General features: G+C 46.2%; 1 protein-coding gene. It reads left to right on the top strand.

What is annotated here, in order from left to right; genetic code table 11:
* Positions 1 to 626 (top strand): transglycosylase SLT domain-containing protein (locus R8N47_RS26205; RefSeq protein ID WP_318186230.1); only part of this gene is annotated, 626 nt, incomplete at both ends.

Here is a 626-nt window from a genome sequence, read left to right as displayed (position 1 = left end):
CACAAAGCCAAACTTTGGCTCAATGCGATGGATGACATCAAAGCGCATAAGAAAGTCCCTCTTCGCAAAAACGGCAACATCGCTTGGGTAATGCGACAAAACAGTCCTCAACTCAAAGCAGTGGTGAACAAATTCATCCAAAAATCTCGCTCAGGCACACTCCTTGGAAACGTCATATATAGCAAATACATCGACAATACCAATTGGCTCAATAAGGCACTTAACCCTAAGAAAGTTGCCCAGCTAGAAAAACTGTCGGCGCTGTTTTCGCGCTACGGGGAGAAATATGACTTGGATTATTTGCTGATTGCGGCGGTTGCGTATAAAGAGTCCGGATTTAATAACAACTTAGTCGGCACAAGAGGCGCAGTGGGCATAATGCAAGTCTTACCGAGCACAGCGCGCGATCCAAACATCAACATCAAAAATGTTCGACAACTCGAAAACAACATCCACGCAGGAGCGAAATACTTAGCGTTTTTGCGTCGGCAGTACTTTGGCGATAAGGCAATTACGGCTGAGAACAAAATTTACTTTACCTTGGCGGCTTACAATGCAGGCAGAGGTAATATCGAGAAAATGCGCAAGCGGGCCGCACAGCAAGGATACGACCCCAACGATGGGTT

This window comes from Vibrio sp. 2132-1, assembly GCF_033344315.1.
The sequence above is the reverse complement of the archived record's forward strand: the minus strand, read 5'-3'. Positions and strand labels throughout refer to the sequence as shown.